Here is a 26,376-nt window from a genome sequence, read left to right as displayed (position 1 = left end):
GGGGATAGGTCCCCGGCATAGGCCGGGAGACAGAACCACCGGCGCGCAGGGCTTGATCCCGCGCGGTGGCGGCCCCATCTCGGCACCGCCCCCGGGACCTCCCCTCTCGGCGGCGGCGCCCGGGCAGCCCCTTTGGCGGAGAGGAAAAATTTGCCAAGTCCCGCGCCGCATGGCAGATCAGGGAAACCCACCGCTCCGGCCTTGCCGCCAGACCCAACGCCGTGCCAGATCCAACACCAAGACCGACGCACCACCAAGACTGACCCACCACCAAGACCGACCCACCGCTGAGACAGGTCCGGCGCTGACGCAGGACCGACCACCGAGAAAGGCCGCCGATGACCAATGCGCTCTCCCGTCTGCTGACCACCCGCGACTGGCTTCTGGCCGATGGCGCCACCGGCACCAACCTGTTCAACATGGGCCTCTCTTCCGGCGATGCGCCGGAGATGTGGAACCTTGAGCAGCCGGACAACATCCGCGCCCTCTACCGCAATGCGGTAAATGCGGGGTCGGACATCTTCCTGACCAATTCCTTTGGCGGCAACGCCAGCCGCCTGAAGCTGCACAATGCGCAGAACCAGGTGCACGAGCTGAACCGCGTCGCCGCCGCTTTGGGCCGCGAGATCGCCGATGCCGCCGGGCGTCCGGTGATCGTGGCGGGCTCGGTCGGGCCGACGGGGGATATTTTTGAGCCGATGGGCAGTCTGACCCATGCTCTGGCCGTCGAGATGTTCCATGAACAGGCCGAGGGGCTGAAGGCGGGCGGCGCCGATGTGCTCTGGGTCGAGACGATCTCGGCCCCCGAGGAATACAAGGCCGCGGCCGAAGCGGCGGCGCTGGCGGGCATGGACTGGTGCGGCACGATGAGCTTTGACACCGCGGGGCGCACGATGATGGGCGTCACCTCGGCGCAGATGGCGGCGATGGTCGAGAAGCTGCCGAACCCGCCTTTGGCCTTTGGCGCCAATTGCGGCGTGGGGGCGAGTGATCTGATGCGCACGCTTTGTGGCTTTGTCGCGGCGGGCACCGAGCGGCCGCTGATCGCCAAGGGCAATGCGGGCATCCCGAAATACCACGACGGGCATATCCATTACGACGGCACGCCGGAACTGATGGGGGAATATGCGGTGCTGGCGCGCGACGCGGGTGCGACGATCATCGGTGGCTGCTGTGGCACCATGCCCGAACATCTGAAGGCGATGCGGGCGGCGCTGGAAAACACCCCGCGCGGGCCGCGCCCGACGCTGGAGCTGATCTCGGAAAAGCTCGGCGGGTTTTCCTCGGCCACGGACGGCACCGGCGAAGACACGGGCCCGGGGCGCGAACGGCGCGGGCGGCGGCGGGGGTAAGACCCCGGCCCGGCGCGCGGAATCCCGGCCGGGGAAGCCTCCGGCGGGGATATTTTGAACGAAGCAAGCCTGAGGGGTTGGACGGACACCGGGCCCGGTTGCGGTGTCATCCCGGGGCAGCTTTTGGAGAGGCTGCGGCGGGCAGGTCGGTTCCCCTCTGTGCCATGTCGCAATTTGCCAAGTGACGCGGCGTTTTTGATCGCATTAAATTCTACAGACAACGTCAGGGAGAGAGCCATGGCCGACGAAGACGATATCATCCTGTCCGACCTCAGCGATGACGAACTGGTCCTGCAGATGCATGACGACCTCTATGACGGTCTGAAGGAAGAGATCGAAGAGGCGGTGAACATCCTGCTCGAGCGCGGCTGGACCCCCTATGACGTGCTGACCAAGGCGCTTGTGGCGGGGATGACCATCGTTGGCGCCGATTTCCGCGACGGGATCCTGTTTGTGCCGGAAGTGCTTTTGGCCGCCAATGCGATGAAGGGTGGCATGGCCATTCTGAAGCCGCTGTTGGTGGAAACCGGCGCGCCGCGGATGGGCAAGATGGTGATCGGCACCGTCAAGGGCGACATCCATGACATCGGCAAGAACCTCGTGGCGATGATGATGGAGGGCGCGGGCTTTGAAGTGCTCGACCTCGGCATCAACAATTCGGTCGAGAAATATCTGGAAGCGCTGGAGACGGAAAAGCCCGACATCCTTGGCATGTCGGCCCTGCTGACCACCACCATGCCCTATATGAAAGTGGTCATCGACACGATGGTCGCCCAAGGCATCCGCGATGACTACATCGTGCTGGTGGGCGGCGCGCCGCTGAACGAGGAGTTCAGCCGGGCCATCGGTGCCGATGCCTATTGCCGCGATGCGGCGGTGGCCGTGGAAACCGCCAAGAGCTTTGTCGCGCGCCGTCATAATCAGATGTGAGCGCCGCGCGTGCTGAAATTTACGGCGCGCGGGCTGACCGCGCGTCAAATCCCTTGGAATCATCGGGGCTTGTTCCCATATACTGGGGAGACGGAGGACCAACATGCCGCTTCCCCATTTTCTCGCGCTGATCATCGCTGTCATTCTGGCCGCCGGTGCCACTTTGTGGTTCGCCGCCCATGCCGGTCTGCCGCTTCCCCTGCTGGGGCTCGGGCTGCTGGCCGGGGCCGGGCTGGTGCGGCTGATGGCACGGGTGGAGTGAGCCGGATGCGGGCGCGCTGAGATGTGCCCCGCGGATCTGCCGCAGGGCCATGAGGCTCTCGCGCCCGGCGCGCTGACTGAAGCTGCGCTGACCGAAGATGCGCTGACCGAGGCGGGATTGCCGCTGATGGTCGGCGCGACCGCGGCCCCGAAAGACCGGGTGCTGCTGATCGCCTGCGGGGCGCTGGCGCGGGAAATCCTGGCGCTGAAAGCCGCGAATGGCTGGGCGCATCTCGATCTGACCTGCCTGCCCGCCAATCTGCATCTCTGGCCCGAACGGATCGCCGATGCGGTGGAGGCGGCGGTGCGCAAACACCGCCCCGATTACGCACAGATCTTTGTGGTCTATGCCGATTGCGGCACTGGCGGCCTCTTGCAGGCCCGCTGTGCGGCGCTGGGGGTCGAGATGGTGGCCGGGCCGCATTGCTATGCGTTTTTCGAAGGCAATGAGACCTTTGCTGCGCATGCCGAGACCGAATTCACCTCTTTCTATCTGACCGATTTTCTGGTGCGGCAGTTCGATGCCTTTGTCTGGCGGCCGATGGGCCTCGACCGGCATCCCGAGCTGCGCGACATGTATTTCGGCCATTACGAACAGCTGGTCTATCTGGCGCAGACCGAGGACCCTGCCCTCGATGCTTTGGCCGAAGCCGCCGCCGCGCGGCTGGGGCTGGCCTATGCGCGCCGCTCCACCGGCTATGGCGATCTGGCCCCTGCCCTCGCCGCGCTCTGATCCTGCGGTTTTGGTCTCGCGCGCGGGGGGGTATTTGCCTATAACGCCGGGGACCGTTTGAAGGAGCCCCCGATGCCCGCAGAACTTTCCCCGATCGACAAGGCCAAATTCGCCGCCGCCCGCCGGGCGGTTGACTTCGTGGAGGACGGCATGAGGGTCGGCCTCGGGACCGGCTCGACCGCCGCCTGGATGGTGCGCTGTCTGGGTGAACTGGTGCGCGAAGAGGGTCTGAAGATCACCGGCGTGCCCACCTCCAGCCGCACCGCCGATCTGGCGCGGCAGGTGGGGATCACCGTTGTCGGCCTCGATGAGGCGAAATGGCTGGATCTGACCATTGACGGCGCCGATGAATTCGACCCGGGCCTGAACCTGATCAAGGGCGGCGGCGGTGCGCTCTTGCAGGAAAAGATCGTGGCCACCGCCTCGGATCAGATGATCGTCATCTCGGATGCCGCGAAAGAAGTGGCGCAGCTCGGGGCGTTTCCGCTGCCGGTTGAGGTGGTGCCCTTTGGCTGGCAGACCACCCGCGCGCTGATCGAGGAGACGCTGGTCTCGATGGATGTGCTGGGGCGCAACACGACGCTGCGGCTGAACGGCACGCAACCCTTTGTCACCGATGAGGGGAATTACATCGTCGATCTGCATCTGAACCGCATCGGCAATCCGCGGCAGCTGGCACTGGTGCTGAACCAGATCCCCGGCGTGGTCGAGAACGGCCTCTTCATCGACATCGCCGACATCGTGATCATCGGCCATGGCGACGGCAGGGTGGAACTGCGCGACATCAATGAAGGCAAGGTCAGCCACGACAAGATCGACTTCATGGAAAACGACAATCTCTTCTCGGATCTGGGCGACTGAACATGACTTTCGACTACGACCTCTTCGTCATCGGCGGCGGCTCGGGCGGCGTGCGCGCGGCGCGGATCGCGGCTTCGGAACATGGGGCGCGGGTGGGCCTTGCGGAAGAATACCGCATGGGCGGCACCTGCGTGATCCGCGGCTGCGTGCCGAAAAAGCTGATGGTCTTTGCCTCCTCCTATCCCGCCGCGATGGAAGACGCCCGCGCCTATGGCTGGGATGTGATCGCCGCAGGCTTCGACTGGGGCACCTTCCGCGCCCGGCTCGACACCGAGCTGGACCGACTGGAGGCCGCCTATCGTGGCGGGCTGAAATCGGCGGGGGTGACGGTTTATGACAGCCGCGCCACGCTGACCGATCCGCATACGGTGGCACTGGCCGATGGCACCACGGTGACCGCCAAGCACATCCTGCTGGCCACCGGCGGCTGGCCCTTCGTGCCCGATGTGCCGGGGGCGGCGCTGGCGCTGACCTCGAATGAGGTGTTCAAGCTCGACCGGCTGCCGGAAAGCGTGCTGGTGGTGGGCGGCGGCTTTATCGCCTGCGAATTCGCCTGCATCCTCAACGGCCTCGGGGTGGAGGTGACGCAATTTTACCGCGGCAGCCAGATCCTGCGCGGCTTTGACGATGAGGCGCGCGGCCATGTGGCCGAGCAGATCACCGCGGGCGGCGTCAACCTCATGTGTGGCACCGATGTGGTGTCGATGGAGAAGGCGGCGGGCGGCGTGTTGGTCAAGGCCAGCGACGGGACCGAGCGGGTCTTCGGCGCCGTGGTCTATGCCACCGGGCGCAAGCCGAACAGCAAGGGCCTCGGGCTGGAGGCGTTGGGCGTGCAGCTTGGCCGCAATGGCGAAGTGGTGGTGGATGGCTGGAGCCAGACCTCGGTCCCCTCGATCTATGCCGTGGGCGATCTGACCGACCGCATCAACCTGACCCCGGTGGCGATCCGCGAGGGTCATGCCTTTGCCGATACGGTCTTTGGCGGCAAACCGCGCCAGCCCGACCACGATCTGGTGGCCTCCGCCGTCTTCACGCAGCCCTGTGAACTTGGCACCGTGGGGATGACCGAGGAAGAGGCCCGCGCCCAAGGCCCGATCGAGGTCTATGCGACCACGTTCAAGCCGATGCGCACCGCTTTTGCCGGCCGCACGCATAAAGTGCTGATGAAACTCGTGGTCTGCGCCCGGACCCGCAAAGTGCTGGGGTGCCATATTGTCGCACCTGAAGCGGGCGAAATGATCCAACTGGCCGGGATTGCGGTCAAAATGGGCGCAACAAAAGAGGATTTTGACCGCACCTGCGCGGTGCATCCGACCATGGCAGAAGAGCTGGTCACGATGCGCAAACCGACACGGACGGCTTGAAATCTCACAATTTCGTGCCCAACTGCACAGCGAAGTAGATAAAAAAGCGAGGAACGGATGAGCAACGGAGGTCCCTGGGGCGGCGGTGGCGGCAACAATGACGACGACGACCGCAATGCGGGCGGGCGTCGTCCCGGCAAACGGCCGGGTGAAGGCCCGCAGATCCCCGAGATCGATGAGTTGATGAAAAAGGGCTCTGAGCAGCTGCGCGTCCTGATGGGCGGGCGCGGCGGCGCAGACCGGCGCGGCCCGGGTGGCGGCAACGGCGGCTCCGGCCTGCCCTCGGGCCCGGCCTTCAACCGCGGCACCATCGGCATTGCGGTGCTGGCGGCGGTGGGTGTCTGGGCCTTCTCGTCCTTTTACACGGTGAAACCTGATGAGCTGGCGGTCGAGCTTTTGTTCGGCAGAAGCTATCAGATCGGCCAGCCGGGTCTGAATTTCGCGCCCTGGCCGGTGGTCACGCATGAGATCGTGCCGGTGACGCGCGAGCGGACGACCGACATTGGCACCGGGCCGGAAAACTCGACCGATTCCGGGCTGATGCTGACGCGCGACCAGAACATCGTCGATGTGGATTTCCAGGTGATCTGGAACATCGCCGATCCGGAGCTTTATCTCTTTAACCTCGCCGATCCGGAAGACACGATCCGGGCCGTGTCGGAATCCGCCATGCGCGACATCATCGCGCGGCGCGAACTGGCGCCGATCCTGAACCGCGACCGGGGCGCGATCACCGCCGATCTGAAACTGGCGGTGCAGCGCACGCTCGACAGCTATAACGCCGGGATCAGCGTGGTGCGGATCAACTTTGGTTCCGCCAACCCGCCGAGCGAAGTTATCGACAGCTTCCGCGAAGTGCAGGCCGCGCAGCAAGAGCGCGACCGGCTGGAGAAGGAAGCCGATGCCTATGCCAACAAAGTGCTGCCCGCCGCGCGCGGTAAAGCGGCACAATTGGTGGAACAGGCCGAAGGCTACCGCGCCCAGGTGGTGAACGAGGCCGAAGGTGAAGCCAGCCGCTTCAACGCGATCTATGCCGAATACGTCAAGGCGCCGGAAGTGACCCGTCGCCGGATGTATCTCGAAACCATGGAGAAAGTGCTCTCGGGGATGGATAAGGTGATCCTCGACGGGGTGACCGGCGAAGGCGGGGTCGTGCCCTATCTGCCGCTGGATCAGCTGAACCGTGCGCCGACGGCGCCCGCCACCAACACCAGCAACACGGGGAGCAACTGATGTTTCGCAAGCAACTTCTGATCCCCGCCGTCGCCGCTGTGATCTTTGTCGGCATGTCGTCGGTGTTCATCGTCGATGAACGCGAAAAGGCGCTGGTGCTGCAATTCGGTCAGGTGAAAGCCGTCAAGGAAGCGCCGGGTCTATCCTTCAAGCTGCCGTTCATTCAGGACGTGGTCACCTATGACGACCGCATCCTGAGCCTGCCGACGCAGCCGATGGAGGTCACACCGCTCGATGACCGCCGTCTGGTGGTGGATGCATTCGCGCGCTGGCGCATCGTCGATGTGGTGAAATTCCGCGAAGCGGTGGGCACCGGCGGCGAAGCCCGCGCCCGGGGTCTGCTCGACCAGATCATCAATGCCGAGATCTTTGAGGTAATGGGGACCGTGCCCTCGACCACCGTGCTCTCGGATGACCGCACGCCGCTGATGAACCGCATCCGTGACCAGGCCCGCCTCAAATCGGCCTCGATCGGGGTGGAGATCATCGACGTGCGGCTGACGCGCACCGATCTGCCGAAGCAGAACCTTGCCTCGACCTTTGCCCGGATGCGGGCCGAGCGCGAGCGGGAAGCCACGGATGAGATCGCGCGCGGCGGCGAGGCGGCACAGCGCGTGCGCGCCACCGCCGACCGGACGGTGATCGAGCTGACCTCGGAGGCGCAAAAGCAGGCCGAAGTGGTCCGCGGTGAAGCCGATGCAACCCGGAACGGCATCTATGCCGAGGCCTTTGGCCGCGACCCGGAGTTCTTTGCCTTCACCCGCTCGCTGACCGCCTATGAGCGGGCGCTGCAATCGGGCAATTCCAAGATCGTGATGCAGCCCGACAGCCAGTTCTTTGAATATATGCGGAACGATCAGGCCCCGACCGGCGACACCGAAACGGTGCCAATCCGCTGAGCAGGATCTTGCCATCCTGCGGACACTGCACATCCCGGCATCCTTGGTGCCGGGGCGGGTGGCGCGGGTGGCGGTGAAAAATACCAGGGGCCGGTCGTCAGGACCGGCCCTTTTTTTACCCCTCGCGCGCAATCCCCGTTAGGCTCACGCCCATGTGACGCGGCGCGATGGGCTTTCATTTGCACAAACTGCCGCAAAGGTATGAAACCAGAGCATGCGCAGGACGCTTTCGGCGGAACCCCGCGCACCTCAGGATAAGGGAGTAGTCAATGACTTCGCAGGCGATTTTCCGCGCTGTGGTCAAGCGTGGCGTTCCGGCGCGCCGTAAACCGCAAACCGGTATCATTCAGATGGTGGGGGCAGGCATGCTGGCCATCGCCCTCGTGGTGGGCCAGGTCGCGCCCTCGGCGGCGCGTGGCGCCCCGGAAAGCTTTGCCGATCTGGCCGACAAGGTCAGCCCGGCGGTGGTGAACATCACCACCTCAACCACGATCGCCGCCCCGGCGAATGGCAATCCGGTGTTTCCGGAGGGCAGCCCGTTCAGCGATCTGTTCCCCGAATTGCGCGGGCCGCAGGGCGGGAACAACCAGCCGCAGCATTCCAACGCACTCGGCTCGGGCTATGTGATCTCGGAAGACGGCTATATCGTCACCAACAACCACGTGATCGAAAACGCCGATTCCATCGAGATCGAATTCTTCTCGGGCGCGCATCTGCCCGCCAAACTGATCGGCACCGATCCGAAGACCGACGTGGCGCTTCTGAAGGTGGAAAGCGACAAGCCGCTGCCCTTCGTCAGCTTTGGCAACAGTGACGAGTCGCGTGTGGGCGACTGGGTGATGGCCATGGGCAACCCGCTGGGTCAGGGCTTCTCGGTTTCCGCCGGGATCGTCTCGGCGCGCAACCGCGAGCTGTCGGGCACCTATGACGATTACCTGCAGACCGATGCCGCCATCAACCGCGGCAACTCGGGCGGGCCGCTGTTCAACATGGACGGTCAGGTGATCGGCATGAACACCGCCATCCTGTCGCCGAACGGCGGCTCGATCGGGATCGGCTTCTCGATGGCCTCGAATGTGGTGTCGAAAGTCGTTGATCAGCTGCAGAAATTCGGCGAGACCCGCCGCGGCTGGCTGGGCGTGAAAATCCAGGACGTGACGCAGGATATGGCCGATGCCATGAGCCTCGCCTCGGCGGAAGGTGCGATGGTCACCGATGTGCCGGAGGGTCCGGCGGCGGATGCGGGGATGAAAGCGGGCGATATCATCACCTCGTTTGATGGTGGCGAAGTGAAACACACCCGCGATCTGGTGCGCCGTGTGGCCGATGCGCCGGTGGGCGAAGCGGTGCGCGTGACCGTGCTGCGCGATGGCAAAAGCCAAACGCTGCTGGTGACGCTGGGCCGCCGCGAGACCGCGGAAGGCGAAGCGGTGCCGGTTGCCGTGACCAAGCCGCAGGACAGCGAGCAAGACCTTCTGGGCATGACCATTGCGCCGCTGACCAGCGACATCGCGCAGCAGATGAGCCTGCCGAAGGACACCAAGGGTCTGATCGTCAAAGAGGTTGATGACAGCTCGGCGGCCTGGGAAAAAGGCCTGCGCCCGGGGGATCTGATCACCGAGGCGAACCAGCTGCCGGTGACCAGCCTGTCGGACCTGACCGACCGCGTGAAAGAGACCAAGGAAGCGGGCCGCAAGTCGCTCTTGCTGCTGATCCGCCGCGATGGTGAGCCGCGCTTTGTCGGGCTGCCCGTCGAACAATAAACTGCAGGCCCTCCCTGACCTGCACGGAAAAGGGCGCCCCCACGGGCGCCCTTTTTGCGTGGGATGGCGGATGAATGGCAGGGGCGGGTCCGGCGCGGTCCGCCTGCTGGTGCGGGGGTCCCGGCCGCTGCCTGCTCCCCCCGCGGCCACCTGATCCTACGGCGGCCGCCTGATCCTGGGGCGGCCCCTGTTCTCCCTAGGGTCCCCTGCGCTCGCGGAGGCCGCGGCGGGCGACATCAGCGGGCAAAATGCCTCGGGTCAGATCACTCGCCGGCCGTCTTGCCGACATCGGTCAGCGGTTCGGGCGGGGTCTCCCAGGGCACCAGCCCCAATTCGCGCGCCAGTTGGAACGAGAGCTTGCCGCTGTCGAGGCCGCGCGCCTTTTGCCAGACATGCACCGCCCGCTGCGTGGCGCGGTCGTAACGCCCGGTGATCTCGCCGCGAAAGACGCCCCGGGCCTGCAACGCGCGCTGCAAGGTGGCGATTCCGTCATCGGTCAATTGCTCGAGGCAGGGGGTGCGGAACCATTGCGGCACCCGCGCCGACACCATCCGTTGCCGGGTTTCCGTCCGGTAGCGCGCCGGGCGGATCACCTCGCCCGTCTTCGGATCGCGCCGCTCGGCCGAGACCTGGATCTGTTCGGTGGTGGTTTCAAAAACCGCCGGTTTGGTCTGGATGACGTAGCAGACGCCGGGCTGCGGTGTCGGCTCTTTCAGCTCGATCTGCCCGGCAAGCGACATCTCCTCGGCCTGTGCCCGGGCGGGCAGCCAAAGAGCGACGCCGATCACCGCGCAAAGCGTCGCCGTCACCGCATGCGACCCGTACCGGCCCAGCTTCCTTCGCATTCAGTCCTCCGCAATGCCCGACAGCGCTCCACCTTAACCGCTTGCAGCCGCAACGGGAAGAGCGGCCCCGCCGCCCGCCCCTGCCCGCCCCTGCCCCGCGCCCCCGCCCTGACGGCCGCGCGCCCGCACGGCATTTTGCCCGCAGCCCACTGGCGCCGGGCGGAATGATATCCTAAGTCTTGCTCCGAACCGCGGCGCGACGCCCGACCCTGCCCCAGCCGATGAGGATGCACAGCCATGGCAAAGATCACCTATGTCGAACACAACGGAACCGAGCATGTCGTCGAGGTCCGCACGGGCATGACCGTGATGGAGGGCGCGCGCGACAATGGCGTGCCGGGGATCGATGCCGATTGCGGCGGTGCCTGCGCCTGTTCGACCTGCCATGTCTATGTGGCGCCCGACTGGGTCGAGAAATTGCCCGCCCGGGATTCGATGGAAGAAGACATGCTCGATTTCGCCTGGAAACCCGATCCGGTCCGCTCGCGGCTGACCTGCCAGATCAAGGTGACCGATGCGATTGACGGGCTGGTGGTCAACCTGCCCGAGAAGCAGATCTGACCAGCCGGTTCTGACGAACCTCCCCCGAAGGATTGGAGAGGGGCAGGCGGCCAAGCCGCACGCTGCCCCCCTCGCCCGCTGCCTGCCCGGCCGCAGGCCGGTTGCACCCGGACAGCATCCGGGCCGCAACGCCGTCCCGCCAGATCGCGGCGCAGCGCGGCGCCGGGGGACCGCACCGCGCCCCTGCCCGGGCGACCGGCCCCTTCAGCCTCCCCCTCCCCCCATCGATCACGCCACGCAACCGGCCCTCACATCGCGCCCCCGGTGCGGCGCCCGGCGCGTCGTCACTGCGGCCAGAGGCCCCTGCCCGCCCGCCCCGCCGCGGCCCGTCGCGCATCACCCTGCGCCCCCGGCGTCCGGCCCGCCTCCACTATCGGAAACCTGTGCCGCCCAAGCGCGCGGCGTCTTGACGAAATGTCGTCGCCTTTCGCGTCAGGCGGGTCGTTTCAGGGCTGGCACGATAGCGCCGCTGGCCCGATGGTGCGGCAAGTGAAATGCGCACCGGCCCCCGGCCGACCGAAGTGAAGGAATCCCGATGACCGCCTATGTCCTGACCGTCAAATGCCCCTCGCGCCGCGGCATCGTTGCCGCCATCTCCGGCTATCTGGCCGAAGCGGGCTGCAACATCACCGATTCCGCACAATTCGACGATCCGCTGACCGGCAATTTCTTCACCCGCACCACCTTCGTGTCGGAAACCGGCGCCAAGGCCGAGGAACTGATTGCGGGCTTTGCCCCCATCGCCACCGAATTTGAGATGGAATGGGCGATCACCCCGGGGCTGGAGCGGACCAAGGTCCTGCTGATGGTCTCGAACTTCGGCCATTGCCTGAACGACCTGCTCTACCGCTGGCGCATCGGCGCGCTGCCGATCGACATTGTCGGCGTCGTCTCCAACCACCTGACCTATCAAAAGGTGGTGGTGAACCATGATATCCCCTTCCACCACATCAAGGTGACCAAGGAGAACAAACCCGAAGCCGAAGCCCGTCTGATGGCCGTGGTCGAGGATTCGGGCGCCGAGCTTGTGGTGCTCGCCCGCTACATGCAGGTGCTCTCGGATGCGATCTGCAAGAAGATGTCGGGCCGGATCATCAACATCCACCATTCCTTCCTGCCCTCGTTCAAAGGCGCCAACCCCTATAAACAGGCCTATGAGCGCGGCGTGAAACTGATCGGCGCCACCGCCCATTACGTCACCGCCGACCTTGATGAGGGCCCGATCATCGAGCAGGACACCGTCCGCATCACCCATGCGCAAAGCGCCGAAGACTACGTCTCGCTCGGCCGCGATGTCGAGGCGCAGGTGCTCAGCCGCGCGATCCATGCGCATATCCACCACCGCGTCTTCCAGAACGGCAACAAGACCGTGGTCTTCCCCGCCAGCCCCGGTTCCTACGCCTCCGAACGCATGGGCTGAGAGACCACATATCCCATTGCTTCGTTCGAAATATCCCGGGGGGAGAGGCCGCAAGGCCGAGGGGGGCAGCGCCCCCCTTTTCCTTTTGCGCCGCCTTTCCCCCCGCGACCAACAGCTTGGCCACCCACATGCGCCCAAACCGCACCCCCGGCGGAAAACGCCTTGCGCCGCCCGGCATCTGCGCCTAGATAGGCGCGTCAGTTCCGAACCAAGGCTACAGGATTTATGGAAAACGTCATCCTCATCGTCCATCTGATCCTCGCGCTCCTGCTGATCGGTGTCGTGCTTTTGCAGCGCTCCGAAGGCGGTGGCCTCGGCATGGGGGGCGGCGGTGGCGGCGGCGTGATGTCGGGCCGTCAGGCCGCGAATGCGCTGACCAAACTCACCTGGATTTTCGCCGTCTGCTTCATCGGCACCTCGATCGCGCTGACGGTGATTGCCGCGCAAAACAGCGCCGGTGGCTCGGTCGTTGACCGTCTGGGCGGCTCGGCTCCGGTGGAAACCGCGCCGGTGACCCCGGCCGCGCCCGATATCGAACTGCCGCCGGCTTCGACCGACGCGCCGCTGACCCCGCCGCCGGCCAACTGAGGCCAGAGCGGCAAAGCCGGGGCCCGCCTCTGTACCCAGATGCGCGCGCCCCGCATCCCACCCTGCATCCGGCCCGCCGGTAATGCGCTGTGCACACAAGCACTTGGGTGTCCAAGCAAAATATAAACCAGTGCTTGCGGTCCGGTTGCGGACCGTTTGCTTTTCTGCTATCTGTCAAATCCCGTGATGCAGGCGCCAAGGCGTCGGCAGAATCATTGAATTTGACCATCACGGGAGCCACCAGCATGGCGAGATATGTTTTCATCACCGGCGGCGTGGTGTCCTCACTGGGCAAAGGGCTGGCCTCGGCCGCGCTTGGTGCCCTGTTGCAGGCCCGCGGCTTTTCGGTCCGCCTGCGCAAGCTCGACCCCTATCTGAACGTCGACCCCGGCACGATGTCGCCCTTTGAACATGGCGAAGTGTTCGTCACCGACGATGGCGCGGAAACCGACCTCGATCTTGGCCATTACGAGCGTTTCACCGGCGTCTCGGCGCGCAAGACCGATTCCATCTCCTCGGGCCGCGTCTATTCCAACGTGCTCGAGAAAGAGCGCAAGGGTGCCTACCTCGGCAAGACCATTCAGGTCATTCCGCATGTGACCAATGAGATCAAAGACTTCATCAATGTCGGCGATGATGAGGTGGATTTCATGCTCTGTGAGATCGGCGGCACCGTCGGCGATATCGAAGGCCTGCCCTTCTTTGAAGCGATCCGCCAATTCGCCCAGGACAAGCCGCGCGGCCAGTGCATCTTCATGCACCTGACCCTGCTGCCCTATCTGGCGGCCTCCGGCGAGCTGAAGACGAAACCCACCCAGCACTCGGTCAAGGAACTCCGCTCGATCGGCCTGCAGCCCGACGTTCTGGTCTGCCGCTCCGAGCATCCGATCCCGGAGAAAGAGCGCGCCAAGATCGCCCTCTTCTGCAACGTGCGGCCGGAATCGGTGATCCCCGCCTATGACCTGAAATCCATCTATGAGGCGCCGCTGGCCTATCACCGCGCGGGTCTCGATCAGGCGGTGCTGGATGCGTTCGGCATCTCGCCCGCACCGAAGCCCGACATGACCCGCTGGGAAGATGTGATGGACCGGCTGGAGAATGCCGAGGGCGAGGTCCGCGTGGCCATTGTTGGCAAATACGTCCAGCTGGAAGACGCCTATAAATCCATTGCCGAGGCGCTGACCCATGGCGGTATGGCCAACCGCGTGCGGGTGAAGGCAGAATGGATCGACGCCGAGATCTTTGAACGCGAAGACCCCGCGCCGCATCTGCAGCGCTTCCAGGCGATTCTGGTGCCCGGCGGCTTTGGCGAGCGTGGCACCGAGGGCAAGATCCGTGCGGCGCAATTCGCGCGGGAAAAGGGCATTCCCTATCTGGGGATCTGCCTTGGCATGCAGATGGCGGTGATCGAAGCCGCGCGCAACCTCGCCGGTCTGACCGATGCGGGTTCCGAGGAATTCGACCATGAGGCGGGCAAGAAACGCTTCACCCCGGTCGTCTATCACCTCAAGGAATGGGTGCAGGGCAACCACCGGGTTGAGCGCAAGCTTGACGACGACAAGGGCGGCACCATGCGTCTCGGCGCTTATTCCGCCAGCCTGAAAGACGGCAGCCGCGTGGCCGAGGTTTACGGCACCTGCGACATCGAGGAGCGTCACCGTCACCGCTATGAGGTGGATGTGAAATACCGCGAGGCGCTGGAAGGCTGCGGGCTGGAGTTTTCCGGCATGTCGCCCGATGGCCGCCTGCCCGAGATCGTCGAGCATAAGGGCCATCCCTGGTTCATCGGCGTGCAGTTCCACCCGGAGCTGAAGTCGAAACCCTTCGCGCCGCATCCTTTGTTTGCCGGTTTTGTGAAAGCCGCCAAGGAAATGAGCCGTCTGGTCTGACCCGGACGCCCTCCCCGGTATCTGAATGCAAGGCCGCCCTCCGGGGCGGCCTTTTTCGTCGCCACCGCGCGGCTGTTACAGCACCGTTACAGGACCATGTTCTAAGGCGGCGAACACGCGCGCGAGGATGCCCCGATGAACAGCCCCCACACCCCCGGCTCCAACCCCGGTCTTGACTGGCTGGAGGCCGAGCTGGCCGATACGCTGGATGAGGATTATGAGCTGGAGCTGGAAGATGCCCAGCTCAGCCTGGAAATTTCGCGCATTTACAAGGCGCAGCACCCGGAATCGATTGACCGCCACACCTATTTCCACAGCCTGATCCATCTGCAATCCGAGCTGATCAAGCTGCAGGATTGGGTCAGCCATCACAAGGAAAAGGTGGTGGTGATCTTTGAGGGGCGCGACTCGGCGGGCAAAGGCGGGGTGATCAAGCGGATCACCCAGCGCCTCAATCCGCGCGTGGTGCGGGTGGTGGCCCTGCCCGCCCCGTCGGACCGTGAAAAATCGCAATGGTATTTCCAGCGCTATGTGCCGCATCTGCCGGCGGGCGGTGAAATCGTGCTCTTTGACCGCAGCTGGTACAACCGTGCGGGGGTTGAGCGGGTGATGGGCTTTGCCTCCGAAGATCAGGTCGAGCAGTTCTTCAACGACGTGCCGGAATTTGAGCGGATGCTGGTGCGGTCGGGCATCCGGGTGGTGAAATACTGGTTCTCGATCACCGATGAAGAGCAGCAAATGCGCTTTCTCATGCGGATCCATGATCCGATGAAACAGTGGAAGCTGTCGCCGATGGACCTGCAATCCCGCGTGCGCTGGGAGAATTACACCAAGGCCAAGGAAGAGATGATGGCGCGCACCAACATCCCCGAGGCGCCGTGGTATATCGTTGAAGGCAACGACAAAAAGCGCGCCCGGCTGAACTGCATCGACCATCTTCTGGGACTGATCCCCTATGGGCCGGTGCCGCATGAAGAGGTGAGCCTGCCCGAGCGGGTGTTCAACCCGAAATATGAGCGCGCCGTGCTGCCGCCCGAGCTTTACGTGCCCGCGAAATATTGATCCGCCGGTCCCTGTGCGGGTCGCAACAATGGTTGCGGCCCGCCACCCACCGGGCCTACCCTCTGCACAACCGACAGGAGAGGCCCGATGCTGGAATTCCACACGCTCGATGTGTTCACCGACACGCCCTATACCGGCAACCCCTTGGCCGTGGTGCTGGGGGCCGAGGCGCTGAGCGACCGGCAGATGCAGACGATCGCGCGTGAGTTCAACCTCTCCGAGACGATCTTTGTGCTGCCGCCCGATGATCCGGCGCACAGCGCCAAGGTGCGCATCTTTTTCCCCACCGCCGAGATCCCCTTTGCCGGGCACCCCACTTTGGGCTGCGCCGTGCATCTGGCCTGCAAGGCGCATGCGGCGGATGAGGATGATTTCGACATGCTGGTCACGCTGGAGGAGGTGGCGGGGCTGGTCCCCGTCGCCGTGCAGCGCCGCGCGGGCAAGGTCACCGGAGAATTTGTCGCCCCCGTCCTGCCCCACGCCCTGCCCGGCTATGAGGGGGCGGCGCTGCGCCCCGAGCTGATCGCCGCCGCGCTCGATCTGGCGCCGGGCGAGCTGGGCTTTACCAGCCACCGCCCCGGCATCTGGCAGGGCGGCCCGGCCTTTCTCTATCTGCCGCTGGCCAACCGTGCCGCCCTCGCCCGCGCCCGCCCGATCGAGCCGCATTGGTCGGCGCTGATGGAGGCGGCCGGGGTGGGCGCGGCCTATCTCTATGCTCAGGAAAGCCCGGACAGTTTTCACGCCCGCATGTTTGCCCCCGGCGACGGCATTCCCGAGGATCCGGCCACCGGCTCGGCCAGCGCCATTCTCGCGGCGCAACTGCGCGCCGCCGGGGTGCTGACCGCGCCCGAGATGCGCTTTACCCTGCATCAGGGGATCGAGATGGGCCGCGCCAGCCGGATCTCTCTGACGGTAGAGCAAGACGCTGCGGGTCTGCGCGTGGTGCGGGTGGCGGGGGCGGCGGTGCCCATCAGTCAGGGCTTCATCACCGCCCTGCCGCACCGCTGAACCGCCAGGCGGCCGAAACACCCTATCCCTGAAGGACATCCTATGCCGAAAGCCTATTGGATCGCCCATGTGACGATCGACGACCCGACCGCCTATGAGGCCTACCGCGCCGCCAATGCCGCGGCTTTCGCCAAATATGGCGCGCGTTTCCTCGTGCGGGGCGGTGCGCAAGAGCTGGTCGAGGGCGAAATGCGCCCGCGCAGTGTGGTGATCGAGTTTGCCGATCTTGCCACCGCCCGCGCCTGCTACCAGAGCCCCGAGTATCAGGCCGCCCTCGCGCTGCGCCAGCCCGTCAGCACGGCCGATGTGGCGATTGTCGAGGGCTGGGAGGGCTGAGCCCCCACCGTGTTCAACCACGCGGTCCCTGAGAGAGACCGGCCGATCAGAGATCACGCGTGTCAGCAAGCAGGCGCCACAAGCACGGCCTCGGCAAGCACGGGCCGCAAGCATGTGCCTCAGGGGCGCGGCGCGCGGCGAAACCCGCAGGACAGCACGCCCCCGCCCCGGCGATCACGCCTCCGTGCTGCGGCTTTCCCTTTTGCGCGCCGGGGCCTATCCTTGCTCCATGCTGAAACAATTCCTTGCCGCGTTGGTCGGCCCCGCCCCGCATCCCCTGACCGCCCCCGACGCCGAACTGGCGCTGGCGGCGCTGCTTGTGCGGCTGGCCCGCGCGGATGACACTTACACCATCGCCGAGAAGGCCCGGATTGACCGGGTTCTGGCGCGCCGCCGTGGCCTCAGCGTCGACGAAGCGGGCGATCTGCGCCACCGCGCCGAAGCGGTCGAGGCAGAAGCCCCCGACACGGTCCGCTTCACCCGCGCGCTGAAGGACAAGATCGCCTATGAGGACCGCGCCAGCGTGGTCGAGGCCTTGTGGGATGTGGCGCTGGCCGATGGCATCCGCGATGCGCAGGAAGAGGCGCTGATCCGCCTTGCCGCCAACCTACTGGGGGTGAACGACCGCGATTCCGCCCTCGCGCGGCAAAGGGTACAGGCGCGGCGTGATTGATTCGTGAGTCAACGCCGACGGGGCGGTTACAGCAGCGCTGCCCCGTTCAGCGGGTGCTCCGATTCAGGGCAGTGCTTCATACCTTTTTCCACTTTGACAAATATGACTGTCCAAAACGGTAGATACCCCAGCGTAAGCGGTCACAGAGACGTTGCATTCGACCCAAAAATCACGCCCAATGCTCTGAACAGAGCAAAAGAGCCCCCCGTGACAGCAGCATCTCCCGTAATCGAAATTCGCAACCTTCATAAGGCCTATGGCCCGCTGGAGGTCCTGAAAGGGGTCTCGATCACGGCCGAACGCGGACAGGTGATCAGCCTGATCGGCTCGTCCGGTTCGGGAAAATCCACCTTGCTGCGCTGCTGCAACCTGCTGGAAGACAGCCAGCAGGGCGATGTGCTCTTTGATGGCGAAGCGGTGAAATGGAAGGGCGAGGGCCTGCGCCGTCAGCCCGCCGACCGCGCGCAGGTCACCCGGTTCCGCACCAATCTGGCCATGGTGTTTCAGCAGTTCAACCTCTGGTCGCATATGACCATCTTGCAGAACGTGATGGAGGCGCCGGTGACCGTGCTGGGGGAAAACCCCGCCGTGGTCGAGGCCCGCGCCCGCGCGCTGCTGGACAAGGTGGGCATCGGCTCCAAGGCCGACGCCTGGCCCGCGCAGCTCTCGGGCGGCCAGCAGCAACGCGCGGCGATTGCCCGCGCGCTTTGCATGGAACCCAAGGCGCTTTTGTTCGATGAGCCGACCTCCGCGCTCGATCCCGAGCTGCAACAGGAGGTGGTCAAGGTCATCAAGGATCTGGCGGGCGAACACCGCACGATGATTCTGGTGACGCATGACATGCGCCTGGCGGCGGATGTCTCGGACCATGTCGTGTTCCTGCACCAGGGCCTGATCGAAGAAGAAGGCGCGCCAGAGACGCTTTTTGGCAATCCGCAGACCGACCGCCTGCGCCAGTTCCTGTCGGCAACAATGGTTGGCTGACACCACCAAACGACTGAATTCAATCAAAAAACCACCAAACGGGGAAAACCATGAAAAAACTGATCCTGACCACCGCACTGCTCGCCCTCACCGCCGGGGCCGCGATGGCCGACACCGTGCGCATGGGCACCGAGGGCGCCTATCCTCCGTTCAACTTCATCAACGACAAAGGCGAAGTTGACGGGTTTGAGCGCGAGCTGGGCGACACTTTGTGCAAAAACGCGGGCCTGACCTGCGAATGGGTCACCAATGACTGGGATTCGATCATCCCCAACCTCGTGTCCTCGAACTACGACACGATCATGGCGGGCATGAGCATCACCGATGAGCGCAAGCAGGTGGTGAGCTTCACCCAAAACTACATCCCGCCGGCCGACAGCCGCTATCTGGCGCTGAGCGCCGATGCCGATATCAAGGGCGTTGTGGCGGCGCAGACCGGCACCATTCAGGCCGATTACGTCGCCAAAAGCGGCGCGACGCTGGCCGAGTTCCCCACTCTCGACGACACGATCGCCGCGGTGAAGAACGGCGAAGCCGATGCGGTCTTTGCCGATCTCGACGCGCTGACCGCCTTTGAGGCCGAAAGCGGCGGCGCACTGGTCTGGGCTGCCGATCCGGTGCAGCTGGGCGACGGCGTCGGCATGGCGCTGCGTCAGTCCGACACCGCCCTGCGCGAGAAGTTCGATGCAGAGATCACCAAGTTGAAAGCCGATGGCTCGCTCAATACGATGATCACGAAATGGTTCGGCCCCGCAGCCAAAACCTTCTGATCAGGACAGGCGCCGGGGAGGCAGGCAAGGCCCGCTCTCCCCGGCGCCGCCATACATCATGTTTGACAGTTGCGTCGATCCCAAGACCCTTGAGGGCCTCGCCTGGCTCCTGTGCTACCTGACCACGGGCAAGCAGTTTCTGTTCTATATGTCCTTCGGAACCGTGCTGCTGCTGATCCTCGTCACGGCGCCGGTGGCCCTGGCCTTCGGCTTTGGCGGCGCGCTGGCGGCGCGCGCCTCGTTCCTGCCGCTGCGCATCTTTGGCCGTGCCTATACCGCAATGGTGCGCGGCGTTCCCGACATCCTGTTCTTCCTCTTCGTCCCCATCGCGATGGATCAGGGGATCGAGCTTTTGCGCCACAAGATCAAATGCCCCGACTGGGATCAGCCGATCCGACAGGGCGCCGATTTCGTGGTCTGCGCCGCGGCCAAGATGCCGCAGTCAAGCAGCCCGCAATGGGTGCATGAGATCTATGGCTTCTGGCTGGCCGTGGCGGCTTTTGCGATTGTTTTCGGGGCCTTCGCCGCGAATGTTCTCTCGGGCGCCATGCAGGCCGTGCCGCGCGCGCAACTCGAAACCGCCGAGGCCTATGGCATGAGCCCGCGTCAGGTCACCCGCCGCGTGCTGATCCCGCAGATGTGGGTCTATGCGCTGCCGGGCCTGTCGAACCTCTGGATGATCCTGTTGAAAGCGACGCCGCTTTTGTTCCTGCTCGGTGTCGAAGACATCGTCTATTGGGCGCGCGAACTCGGGGCCCAGAAAAGTCAGGCCTTTGAATATCCGCATCCCGACTGGCGCGTGTGGTACTTCCTGGCGCTGCTGTTCTTCTACCTCGCGATGACCAAAATCTCGGAAACCGTGCTCAAGCGGATCACCGCGCGGCTGTCACGCGGGCAGGCGACGATGGCGGGCGAAGCAATGCGAAAGGCCGCCGTATGAGCTGCGTGCAAACCATCCTCGACTACGGCCTGCGCTCGATCGGCATCGGGGAGCGGCTGTTGCCGAAGACCGATTTCAACCTCTGCCAGCAGTTCACGCTGATCGGTTCCGGGCTGATCTGGAACCTCTACTTTGGCTTTCTGGCGCTGACGTTTGGCTTTTTCCTCGCCAATGCGCTGGCGATGGCCAAGGCCGCCCGCAGTGCCTGGCTGCGCAAACCCGCCGAATGGTTCATCTTTGTCTTCCGCGGCTCACCGCTCTTCATCCAGTTTTATCTGGCCTATGAGGCGCTGGTGCTGCTCCCGCGCGCCGGGTTTGAGGTGTCGCTCGGCTTCACCACCATCACACTGGCCACCAGTTGGATGACCAAAGCCTGGGCCGGAGCCCTTCTGGTCCTGTTCCTCAACACCGCCGCCTATTCCGCCGAGATTTTCTATGGCGCGCTCCGCTCGGTGCCAAAGGGCGATATCGAGGCGGCAGATGCTTATGGGCTGACCGGCTGGAAAAAATTCACCCGGGTTTTGTGGCCCACCATGCTGCGGCTAGCGTGGCCCTCCTATACGAATGAGGCGATCTTTCTCTTTCACGCCACGACGCTGGTCTATTTCTCGGGCTTCCCGGCCTTCCAGCAAAAGGGCGATGCGCTCTACTATGCCAGCTACTTTGCCGACAAGACCTTCAATCCCTTCATCCCTTACCCGATTGCGGCCTTCTATTTCATCTGTCTCACGCTGACGCTGATTGGCCTCTTTGGGATGATCAACCGCCGCCTGAACCGCCATCTGCCGGGGGCCCGCCCCCGCCTCCGGATCAGGCCGCAAATCATCAGGTGACCTATGGACTGGCTGATCGAACATCCCGAAGTGCGCACCATTCGCGTGGCGGCGGCGGATCTGAACGGGGTGGCGCGCGGCAAACGCATTCCGGCCCGCTTTGCCTCGAAGGTGGCGACCGAGGGGACGCGGTTTCCCTTCTCGGTGATGAACCTCGACATCTGGGGCGAGGATATCGAAGACAGTCCCCTGGTGTTTGAAACCGGCGACGCCGATGGCGTGTTGATGCCGACCGAACGTGGCTTCATGCCGATGCCCTGGCTGGAGGCACCCACGGCGCTCTTGCCGATCTGGATGTTCCACATGGATGGCCGCCCCTATATGGGCGATCCGCGTCAGGTGCTGGCGCATGTGCTCAAGCGCTACACGGCGGCGGGGCTGACCCCGGTGGTGGCGACCGAGCTGGAGTTCTTCCTGATCGACGATTCCGGCAAGACATTGCGGGTGCCGCCCAGCCCCCGCTCGGGCAAACGCCGCACGGGGGGCGAGACGCTGAGCTTGCGCGCGCTCGACGCGTTCGACGCTTTCTTCACCCAGCTCTACGACGCCTGCGAGGCGATGGACATTCCCGCCGATACCGCGATTTCCGAAGCGGGCCCGGGTCAGTTCGAGATCAATATGATGCACCAGTCCGACGCGCTGAAGGCGGCGGATGACGCCTGGCTCTTCAAGATGCTGGTGAAGGGGCTGGCGCGCTCCAACGGCTTTGCGGCGAGTTTCATGGCCAAACCCTATGACATCTGGTCGGGCAATGGCATGCATATGCATTTCTCGGTGCTGGATGCGGCAGGCAACAACATCTTCAACAACGGCGGCCCGGAAGGTTCGGACCAATTGCGCCATGCGGTGGGGGGCCTCTTGCAGGCGCTGCCCGGCTCCACCCTGATCTTCGCGCCGCATGAAAACAGCTATGACCGGCTGGTACCTGGCGCGCATGCCCCGACCGGCATCGGCTGGGCCTATGAGAACCGCACCGCGGCGCTGCGCGTGCCCGCCTCCTCTCCCGCCGCCCGTCGGATCGAGCACCGCGTGGCGGGCGGCGATGTGAACCCCTATCTGACCATCGCCGCCGTGCTTGGTGCCGCCCTGAACGGGATCGAGGATCAAACCCCGGCCCCGGATCCGATCATCGGCAATGCCTATGAACAGGGCCTGCCGCAGATGCCCGGCACCTGGCAGGAAGCCATCGATTGTTTCGCAACCAGCCGCCAGATCCGCCGCATCTTCCCCGATGAGCTGATCGACACCTTCCTGATGACCAAACGGCAGGAAATCCACTATATGGCCGAATTGTCGGATCAGGAGCAGTCAGAGCTCTACCTCGACACGGTCTGACCGCCCGCACGGCGGAAGCCTCCGGCGGGGATATTTGCAACGAAGCAAATGCCCGTCTTATCCTCTTCACGGAGCAAGGGACCAAATGCGGGCTTGCGCTTGCTTCGTCCGAAATATCCCCGGGGGGTTCGGGGGGCAGGCGGCCCCCCGGCGACAGTTCCAGCGGCGCTGTCTTCAATGGTTCCCTGCCGCCACGCCCCCCCTTGCACCTCTGCGGGCGCCGGGGGTAGGCTGGGGCATCCTCACTCAAAGGCACTCCATGCTGATCGGCATTTTGCAAACCGGCCAATCACCCGACGCGCTTCGGGACGAGATGGGCGATTATCCCGACATGTTCCACCGCCTGCTCGCCGAACAGGGGCTGCGCTTTCGCACCTATCATGTGGAGGCGATGGATTTCCCCGAGGGCATCCATGACTGCGACGGCTGGCTGATCACCGGCTCGCGCCATGGCGCCTACGAAGATCATCCCTTCATCCCGAGGCTCGAGGATTTCATCCGCGCGGCCTATGCCGCAGAAGTGCCCTTGGTGGGCATCTGCTTTGGCCATCAGATCATCGCGCAGGCGCTGGGAGGCAGGGTTGAGCGCTATGCGGGCGGCTGGGCCGTTGGCCCCCAAACCTATGATTTTGAAGGGCAAAGCCTGACGCTGAACGCCTGGCACCGCGATCAGGTGACCCGCGCGCCCGAGGACGCCCGCGCCGTGGCCTGCAGCGATTTTTGCGAGAACGCGGCTTTGGTCTATGGCGACCGCGCCTTTACCGTGCAGGCACATCCCGAGTTTGGCGATGATTTTGTGCAGGGGCTGATCGACACCCGCGGGCGTGGCGTGGTGCCCGATCCCTTGCTCGATGCCGCCACCGCGCGGTTGGGCACGCCCATCGCCGCGCAGGTGATGGCGGACCGGATTGCCGCGTTTTTCAAACAGCCGCGTGGCACTGCGGCCTGACCGCGACCGCGCGCGCTGACAATATTTCTGACCCCAAAGGCTTTACCCGAAAGGCAGACCCACGATGAATGCCAGCCCGAAACCCGACTGGAAAGACCTGATGCCGCAGGCCGCACGCGACTATATCGCCGGGCGGCGGCTGGATGAGGTCGAATGCATCCTCGCCGATATCGCCGGCGTGGCGCGCGGCAAAGCGATGCCCGCCTCGAAATTCGCCAAGCAGGAGCGGTTCTTTCTGCCGAACTCGATCTTTCTGCAAACCATCACCGGCGAATGGACCGACAATCCCAGCGGCGCCTTTACCGAGCCGGATATGATCCTGACCCCGGATTATTCCACCGCCACCGCCGCACCCTGGACCGCCGATGTCACCTTGCAGGTGATCCATGATGCGATCGACCAGCAGGGCAATCCGGTGCCCACCGCGCCGCGCAACGTGTTGCGCCGGGTGCTCGATCTTTATGCCGCCGAGGGCTGGCGGCCGGTGGTGGCGCCCGAGATGGAATTTTTCCTCGTCGCGCGCAACATTGACCCCAACCAGCCGGTGATCCCGCCGATGGGCCGCTCGGGCCGCCGGGCGGCGGGCAAACAGGCCTATTCGATGTCGGCCGTCGACGAATATGGCAAGGTCATCGACGACATTTATGACTTTGCCGAGGCGCAGGGCTTCGAGATTGACGGCATCCTGCAAGAGGGCGGCGCCGGGCAGATCGAGATCAACCTGAACCACGGCGATGCGGTGAAGCTGGCCGATGAGATCTTTTTCTTCAAACGGCTGATCCGCGAAGCGGCTTTGCGCCATGATTGCTTTGCCACCTTCATGGCGAAACCGATCGAGGGCGAGCCGGGCTCGGCGATGCACATCCACCATTCCATCACCGATATGGCGACGGGGCAGAATATCTTCTCGGGCCCGGATGGTGGCGAGACGCCGCAATTCCTGCATTTCATCGCCGGGATGCAGACCTATCTGCCGGCGGTGATCGCGCTGCTGGCGCCCTATGTGAACAGCTACCGCCGCTATGTCCCGGATTTTGCCGCGCCCATCAATCTGGAATGGGGCCGCGACAACCGCACCACCGGGCTGCGCATCCCGATCTCGGACCCCTCCGGGCGGCGGCTGGAGAACCGGCTGGCGGGGATGGATTGCAACCCCTATCTGGCCTTTGCCGCCAGCCTCGCCTGCGGCTATCTCGGGCTGAAGGAAGGCAAGATGCCGCGCTCGGAATGTCTGGGCGACGCCTATATGAGCGACACCGACCTGCCCTATAATCTGGGCGATGCGCTCGACCTTCTGGCCGATTGCGCGCCGATCCGCGATGTGTTGGGGCCGGAGTTCTGCGGCGTCTACGAGGCGGTGAAGCGCAACGAATACAAAGAGTTCCTGCAGGTCATCAGCCCTTGGGAGCGCGAGCATCTGTTGCTGAACGTATGAACCTGTTGCACGCCAATGACGCGCGGGGCCAATACCCCGCGAGCCTTTATGCCGAGACCCGCGATCCGGCCCCCGACCGCCCCCCGCTGCGCGGCGCGGTCCGGGCCGATGTCTGCGTAATCGGCGGCGGCTATACCGGCCTCTCGGCGGCGCTGCATCTGGCCGGGGCCGGGCGTCGGGTGGTGCTGGTCGAGGCGCATAAGATCGGCTTTGGTGCCTCGGGGCGCAACGGCGGGCAGATCGGCTCTGGCCAGCGGCTGGAGGTGGACGATCTGGAAAAGATGGCCGGGCGCGGCACCGCGCGGCGGCTTTGGGACATGGCCGAGGAGGCCAAGGCGCTGACCTATGCGCTGGCGGATGCGGCGGGCGTGCCCTGTCACCGGGGCATTGCCCATGCCGCCCGGCACCCGGCAGAAGTACGCCATGCGCATCAGATGGCCGATTATCTGGCGCAGCATTATGGCTATGACCAGATCACCCCGCTGGATGCCGAGGGTTTGCGCGCGCTGATCCCCTCGCCCGCCTATATCGGCGGCGACATTGACCATGGCGCGGGGCATGTGCATCCCCTGAACCTCGCGCTCGGGCTCGCGCGGCTGGCCGAGGCGGCGGGGGCGGTGCTCTATGAGGGCAGCGAAGTGACCGCCGTGCAGCACGGCAGTGCCACCAGCCCCAGCAGGATCACCACCACCGGCGGCGACATCACCGCCGATCACGTCATTCTGGCGGCGAATGGCTATCTGGACCGGCTGGAACCTTCCGTGGCGGCACGGGTGATGCCGATCAACAATTACATCGTCGCGACCGAGCCTCTGGGCGCGCGCGCCGAAGAGGTTCTGCGCGCCAATATCGCCGCGCATGACACGAAGTTCGTGGTGAATTACTGGCGTCTGTCCGAGGACAAACGGCTGATTTTTGGCGGCGGCGAGACCGTGACCTACCGCTTTCCGCGCGACATTGCCGCCAAGGTGCGCAAGCCGATGCTCGAGGTCTATCCGGGGCTGGCGGATGTGCGCATCACCCATGCCTGGGGCGGCACTTTGGCGATCACGCTGAACCGGATGCCCTGCTTTCGCCGTCCCGCACCGAATACCCTCTCGGCCAGCGGCTTTTCCGGCCATGGCGTGGCACTGGCGACACTCTCGGGCAAGCTGATGGCCGAGGCGATCACCGCGACGGGCGACGGGTTCGACGTGATGGCGCGGTTGCCGATGCCCGCCTTTCCGGGCGGCGCGCTTTTGCGCTGGCCGATGCTGGTGGCCGGCATGTCCTGGTATGCGCTGCGCGACAGGTTGGGGCGCTAGGACGTAACGGCACTAAATCGCCGACACAAAACTTTCACTTGGCCTTTT

At 64.7% G+C, this 26,376-nt stretch carries 26 protein-coding genes; 25 read left to right on the top strand and 1 reads right to left on the bottom strand.

Annotated elements, in window-relative coordinates:
- Positions 1 to 338 precede the first annotated feature (338 nt).
- The 9 genes from bmt to ACEN2S_RS15890 all read left to right on the top strand — a co-directional run bounded on the left by bmt (position 339) and on the right by ACEN2S_RS15890 (position 9,396).
- Positions 339 to 1,352, top strand: a complete 1,014-nt coding sequence (gene bmt, locus ACEN2S_RS15930) for a betaine--homocysteine S-methyltransferase (protein ID WP_441867661.1) — start codon at positions 339 to 341, stop codon at positions 1,350 to 1,352.
- A gap of 237 nt (positions 1,353 to 1,589) precedes the next feature.
- Entirely contained in the window at positions 1,590 to 2,282 is a 693-nt protein-coding gene (locus ACEN2S_RS15925) for a corrinoid protein (protein WP_441867659.1), read from the top strand.
- Positions 2,283 to 2,385: 103 nt separating this feature from the next.
- On the top strand, positions 2,386 to 2,544 hold the full coding sequence (locus ACEN2S_RS15920) for a hypothetical protein (protein ID WP_441867657.1): 159 nt from the start codon (positions 2,386 to 2,388) through the stop codon (positions 2,542 to 2,544).
- Positions 2,545 to 2,670: 126 nt separating this feature from the next.
- Positions 2,671 to 3,276 carry a DUF1638 domain-containing protein gene (locus ACEN2S_RS15915; RefSeq protein WP_441867711.1) on the top strand — a complete coding sequence of 202 codons (606 nt, stop codon included), beginning with the start codon at positions 2,671 to 2,673 and terminating at the stop codon, positions 3,274 to 3,276.
- A 72-nt stretch (positions 3,277 to 3,348) separates the two neighbouring features.
- Positions 3,349 to 4,137 carry a ribose-5-phosphate isomerase RpiA gene (gene rpiA / locus ACEN2S_RS15910; protein WP_441867655.1) on the top strand — a complete coding sequence of 263 codons (789 nt, stop codon included), beginning with the start codon at positions 3,349 to 3,351 and terminating at the stop codon, positions 4,135 to 4,137.
- A gap of 2 nt (positions 4,138 to 4,139) precedes the next feature.
- On the top strand, positions 4,140 to 5,501 hold the full coding sequence (gene gor, locus ACEN2S_RS15905) for a glutathione-disulfide reductase (protein WP_441867653.1): 1,362 nt from the start codon (positions 4,140 to 4,142) through the stop codon (positions 5,499 to 5,501).
- A gap of 57 nt (positions 5,502 to 5,558) precedes the next feature.
- Complete coding sequence (gene hflK / locus ACEN2S_RS15900; protein ID WP_441867651.1) at positions 5,559 to 6,734, top strand: FtsH protease activity modulator HflK; 1,176 nt, start codon at positions 5,559 to 5,561, stop codon at positions 6,732 to 6,734.
- Positions 6,734 to 7,633 (top strand): protease modulator HflC, encoded by a 900-nt coding sequence (gene hflC / locus ACEN2S_RS15895; protein WP_441867649.1) that lies wholly within the window; start codon positions 6,734 to 6,736, stop codon positions 7,631 to 7,633. The genes hflK and hflC overlap by 1 nt, the downstream gene beginning before the upstream one ends.
- A gap of 269 nt (positions 7,634 to 7,902) precedes the next feature.
- Positions 7,903 to 9,396 (top strand): DegQ family serine endoprotease, encoded by a 1,494-nt coding sequence (locus tag ACEN2S_RS15890; protein WP_441867647.1) that lies wholly within the window; start codon positions 7,903 to 7,905, stop codon positions 9,394 to 9,396.
- Positions 9,397 to 9,659: 263 nt separating this feature from the next.
- Here ACEN2S_RS15890 and ACEN2S_RS15885 read toward each other — a convergent pair whose 3' ends face one another.
- Positions 9,660 to 10,241, bottom strand: a complete 582-nt coding sequence (locus ACEN2S_RS15885) for a peptidoglycan-binding domain-containing protein (protein ID WP_441867645.1) — start codon at positions 10,239 to 10,241, stop codon at positions 9,660 to 9,662.
- Positions 10,242 to 10,478: 237 nt separating this feature from the next.
- On the opposite strand from ACEN2S_RS15885, the gene ACEN2S_RS15880 reads away from it, so the two are divergent.
- The 16 genes from ACEN2S_RS15880 to ACEN2S_RS15805 all read left to right on the top strand — a co-directional run bounded on the left by ACEN2S_RS15880 (position 10,479) and on the right by ACEN2S_RS15805 (position 26,328).
- Positions 10,479 to 10,802 carry a 2Fe-2S iron-sulfur cluster-binding protein gene (locus ACEN2S_RS15880; RefSeq protein ID WP_441867643.1) on the top strand — a complete coding sequence of 108 codons (324 nt, stop codon included), beginning with the start codon at positions 10,479 to 10,481 and terminating at the stop codon, positions 10,800 to 10,802.
- Between the two features lie 535 nt (positions 10,803 to 11,337).
- Positions 11,338 to 12,222, top strand: coding sequence for a formyltetrahydrofolate deformylase (gene purU / locus ACEN2S_RS15875; protein ID WP_441867641.1), 885 nt, complete (start codon positions 11,338 to 11,340; stop codon positions 12,220 to 12,222).
- A gap of 225 nt (positions 12,223 to 12,447) precedes the next feature.
- Positions 12,448 to 12,810 carry a preprotein translocase subunit SecG gene (gene secG / locus ACEN2S_RS15870; RefSeq protein ID WP_441867639.1) on the top strand — a complete coding sequence of 121 codons (363 nt, stop codon included), beginning with the start codon at positions 12,448 to 12,450 and terminating at the stop codon, positions 12,808 to 12,810.
- A gap of 245 nt (positions 12,811 to 13,055) precedes the next feature.
- Positions 13,056 to 14,699, top strand: a complete 1,644-nt coding sequence (locus ACEN2S_RS15865) for a CTP synthase (protein WP_441867637.1) — start codon at positions 13,056 to 13,058, stop codon at positions 14,697 to 14,699.
- 135 nt (positions 14,700 to 14,834) lie between these two features.
- Entirely contained in the window at positions 14,835 to 15,761 is a 927-nt protein-coding gene (ppk2, locus tag ACEN2S_RS15860; RefSeq protein ID WP_441867635.1) for a polyphosphate kinase 2, read from the top strand.
- A gap of 87 nt (positions 15,762 to 15,848) precedes the next feature.
- Entirely contained in the window at positions 15,849 to 16,769 is a 921-nt protein-coding gene (locus ACEN2S_RS15855) for a PhzF family phenazine biosynthesis protein (RefSeq protein ID WP_441867633.1), read from the top strand.
- A gap of 42 nt (positions 16,770 to 16,811) precedes the next feature.
- Positions 16,812 to 17,105, top strand: coding sequence for a DUF1330 domain-containing protein (locus tag ACEN2S_RS15850; protein ID WP_441867631.1), 294 nt, complete (start codon positions 16,812 to 16,814; stop codon positions 17,103 to 17,105).
- Positions 17,106 to 17,334: 229 nt separating this feature from the next.
- Positions 17,335 to 17,778, top strand: coding sequence for a TerB family tellurite resistance protein (locus tag ACEN2S_RS15845; RefSeq protein WP_441867629.1), 444 nt, complete (start codon positions 17,335 to 17,337; stop codon positions 17,776 to 17,778).
- Positions 17,779 to 17,985: 207 nt separating this feature from the next.
- Positions 17,986 to 18,762, top strand: a complete 777-nt coding sequence (locus ACEN2S_RS15840) for an ABC transporter ATP-binding protein (protein ID WP_441867627.1) — start codon at positions 17,986 to 17,988, stop codon at positions 18,760 to 18,762.
- Positions 18,763 to 18,812: 50 nt separating this feature from the next.
- Positions 18,813 to 19,532 carry a transporter substrate-binding domain-containing protein gene (locus ACEN2S_RS15835; RefSeq protein WP_441867625.1) on the top strand — a complete coding sequence of 240 codons (720 nt, stop codon included), beginning with the start codon at positions 18,813 to 18,815 and terminating at the stop codon, positions 19,530 to 19,532.
- A gap of 58 nt (positions 19,533 to 19,590) precedes the next feature.
- On the top strand, positions 19,591 to 20,472 hold the full coding sequence (locus ACEN2S_RS15830) for an ABC transporter permease (protein ID WP_441867623.1): 882 nt from the start codon (positions 19,591 to 19,593) through the stop codon (positions 20,470 to 20,472).
- Positions 20,469 to 21,305, top strand: coding sequence for an ABC transporter permease (locus ACEN2S_RS15825; RefSeq protein WP_441867621.1), 837 nt, complete (start codon positions 20,469 to 20,471; stop codon positions 21,303 to 21,305). The genes ACEN2S_RS15830 and ACEN2S_RS15825 overlap by 4 nt, the downstream gene beginning before the upstream one ends.
- A gap of 3 nt (positions 21,306 to 21,308) precedes the next feature.
- On the top strand, positions 21,309 to 22,640 hold the full coding sequence (locus ACEN2S_RS15820; RefSeq protein ID WP_441867619.1) for a glutamine synthetase family protein: 1,332 nt from the start codon (positions 21,309 to 21,311) through the stop codon (positions 22,638 to 22,640).
- A gap of 259 nt (positions 22,641 to 22,899) precedes the next feature.
- Positions 22,900 to 23,589 carry a type 1 glutamine amidotransferase gene (locus ACEN2S_RS15815; RefSeq protein WP_441867617.1) on the top strand — a complete coding sequence of 230 codons (690 nt, stop codon included), beginning with the start codon at positions 22,900 to 22,902 and terminating at the stop codon, positions 23,587 to 23,589.
- A 64-nt stretch (positions 23,590 to 23,653) separates the two neighbouring features.
- Positions 23,654 to 25,024: a glutamine synthetase family protein gene (locus ACEN2S_RS15810; protein ID WP_441867615.1), complete on the top strand. Its 1,371-nt coding sequence runs from the start codon at positions 23,654 to 23,656 to the stop codon at positions 25,022 to 25,024.
- On the top strand, positions 25,021 to 26,328 hold the full coding sequence (locus ACEN2S_RS15805) for an NAD(P)/FAD-dependent oxidoreductase (protein ID WP_441867613.1): 1,308 nt from the start codon (positions 25,021 to 25,023) through the stop codon (positions 26,326 to 26,328). Before ACEN2S_RS15810 ends, ACEN2S_RS15805 begins: the two co-directional genes overlap by 4 nt.
- Positions 26,329 to 26,376 lie beyond the last annotated feature (48 nt).

Source organism: Phaeovulum sp. W22_SRMD_FR3 (assembly GCF_052113705.1).
Classification (GTDB): Bacteria; Pseudomonadota; Alphaproteobacteria; order Rhodobacterales; family Rhodobacteraceae; genus JBGQOG01.
This window is presented reverse-complemented; position numbering and strand designations above follow the sequence as displayed.